This is a genomic window from Pedobacter sp. (assembly GCF_035317785.1).
Taxonomy (GTDB): Bacteria; Bacteroidota; Bacteroidia; order Sphingobacteriales; family Sphingobacteriaceae; genus Pedobacter.
The window spans coordinates 1-2,845 of sequence record NZ_DATHGC010000127.1; the positions used below are offsets into that span (position 1 = coordinate 1).

At 46.6% G+C, this 2,845-nt stretch carries 3 protein-coding genes; all 3 read left to right on the forward strand.

Annotated elements, in window-relative coordinates; translation table 11 throughout:
- Window positions 1–412 (forward strand): hypothetical protein (locus VK541_RS07585; protein WP_324368529.1); only part of this gene is annotated, 412 nt, incomplete at its 5' end.
- A 6-nt stretch (window positions 413–418) separates the two neighbouring features.
- Window positions 419–2,101 (forward strand): hypothetical protein, encoded by a 1,683-nt coding sequence (locus VK541_RS07590; protein WP_324368531.1) that lies wholly within the window; start codon window positions 419–421, stop codon window positions 2,099–2,101.
- 18 nt (window positions 2,102–2,119) lie between these two features.
- A partial coding sequence (locus VK541_RS07595) for a hypothetical protein (RefSeq protein WP_324368533.1) occupies window positions 2,120–2,845 on the forward strand: 726 nt, incomplete at its 3' end.

Genomic DNA, 2,845 nt, shown 5'->3' on the forward strand with positions numbered 1-2,845 from the left:
TAATCGTATCCTGAAAAAACAGGGTGTATCTTTCAATGATACCAGTTCCGTATTTAATATACCAGCAGCTAATTTTAACGCTGCAAAAAATGGAATAGTGCTGGTATATATCCGCGCTGATGCGGGGTCGGGAAGCTATAATTGGAAGCAACTGAATTTTACCGATGTAAATCTGGGGGCCAATGCTTTCTACAGGTACCTTTTGAGGGTCAACCCTACAGACGCAAAGCTCAGAATCTTGCACAACGTACTTCCGGACTATACTCCTCTGACTGTTGATAAAGTCCGTATAATTATTACTCCAGCCAGCACTACCGGAGTATTGAGCGCTATCAGGAGCAAGGACCAGCCTATGATCAGCACGATGCAGAAACTTGGTTTATCGGAAAAAGATTTCATCAGTTTAAAGTAGGCAGAAATGAAACGTACTTTAAGGTTGTGGTTTTGCATTACCATAATGGCGCTGAGTATTCAAAGCCGGGCCCAGGATGTTGAACAAATAGCGAATCAAAAACCATTTGTCATCAATGGCACCCTGGGCCTGGGTGTCGGTACTTACAGTTCCAGCGGCATTCCAGCCAGGCAGAGGGCATTTTCCTATCTCCTGAGCGGCGCACCGGCAGTTTCTGTTTACGGCGTGTCTTTTCCTTTCAGTGTGGTGGTCGGCGATCAGCAGCGCGGCTTCCGTCAGCCTTTTAACCAATATGGGATCAGTCCAAGATACAAATGGGTTACCGTTCATGCGGGCTGGCAAAGTCTGGAGTTTTCTCCTTTCACTTTGGCGGGCCATACATTTTTGGGCGGCGGAGTAGAACTGAATCCTGGTAAACTGAGGCTGGGTTTCATATATGGCCGCTTTAACAAAGCCATTGAGGAGGATCCAAACCAAGTTTCTGCTTTTGCCCAGACTCCGGCCTACCGGAGAATGGGGTACAGCGCAAAGCTGGGCTATGGAACCGAACAGAACCATTTTGACATCATCGTCCTGAATGCGGGGGATGAAGCCGGGTCACTCAAAAACCCGGTGACGTTTAGTGGTATAAAACCTTCGGAGAATCTGGTACTGGGTACATCGGCACGGTTTACCTTTTTTAAGCATGTGCTTTTTGATCTGGACCTCTCGGGCAGTATCTATACGAACAACAAGTTGTCCGATACGATCGGTAACATCCAGCTGCGGAAGGTGGCCCTGATTCGAAAACTGGTAACACTCAATACATCTACACAATTGCTGGCTGCCGGACAAAGCAGCCTGGGGTATCAGGGCAGTAATTATAACGTGCTGGTCAGGTACAGGCGTGTAGATCCCGATTATAAATCCATGGGCGCCTATTATTTTGAAACAGATGTGCAGAATTATACCGTTGAAGGAGGCTGGAGGTTACTCAAAGGAAAGATGCAGCTTAATGGGAGCCTTGGCTTGCAAAATGACAACATTCTGCATGATAAGGCCTACCGGTCGAACCGTAAGATCGGGGCCATGAGCGCTTCCTACAATACACAGGATTATGGTCTTGACCTGAGGTATTCAAATTATGGAATCACCCAGGACAGGGGCTTGAACCCGATCGTAGATACTTTGCGGGTGGCACGTACCAATCACAACATCAATGCGATGCTGCGGTATAATATTAACGGAGACCTATTGGCACAGGGGTTCGTGCTGGTTGGCAATATCCAGTCGCTGGTTGACCTCAATAATTTTACCTCTGGTCAGAACAAATCGAACAGCAAGACGGTCAATTTTTCCTATCAGCTCAATTTTGTACCCCATGCATTAGGTCTGAATGCTAATGTCAACTACACGGTAGCAGATATTTCCTTCGGAAGGACTGTTTTTTATGGGCCTTCTCTGGGGCTGGACAAGCAGTTTGCAAAGGGAAAGTATGGTTTGAATGCTTCAGTAAGTTATCAGCAGCAGCAAAACAATAAGAAAGATGCGGGGAATCTGTGGAACGGGAATGTCAACGGTTCTTACCTGATCTCCAAAAGAAATGCCGCTTCGATTTCCTTCAGCTACCTCAAAAGTAATTCCAAAGACATCACGCTTCCGGGTTTTAATGAACTGCGGAGCAGCCTGAATTTAACTCATTCCTTCTAATCTATAAAACAATCACCCATGAAAAAGTTATACCTGATGACCTGTGGTAAAACAATGGCGCTATTGCTGACGCTGTTTTGCGGTCTGGCCGGCAACAAGGCCATGGGACAGACAGTAAACAGTGTAAACATCAACGTGAGCATTACGCCCCCTTACTCTCCCTATTATTCAGATTATGCAGGGGCAAATGCAGGGAAAGTTCTGCTGATTGTTCAAAATCTGTCCAATACTCAAAGGAGCATTAAGCTGGCGGGTCAGCTAACAGGCGATAATGGCATCCGGTTAACCACCAAATCCAATTATGTGCCTTTGCAACCGATCATTTTGGGGCCAAATGAGGTCAAAAAACTGAGTGGGGTTGCACTAAAAGATATTTTTGACCTGAATACACTCAATGTTTACGGTGTCAATAAGGCCAAACTCCTGCAGACCTCCCGGCTTCCGGAAGGGAATTATAATTTTTGTGTCCAGGCCCTTGATTATGCCAGTAACCAAATGCTTTCTGCCAATGCTCCTTTAGGTTGTACCAATATTACGATTGCTTATCCGGAGGCTCCAGTGCTGATCAATCCTTTGCACAATGTCCCGCTGCCGGTCACCACTCCTCAGAGCCTCGTGTTCAACTGGATCAATGCAGGCTTTGTACCGATGGGTACCCGGTATGTGCTGCAAATTGCGGAAATGCCGGCCAGTATTCGGGTTGATCCCAACCAGCTATTAAACTCCGTTTCCTTTCCCCTGGTC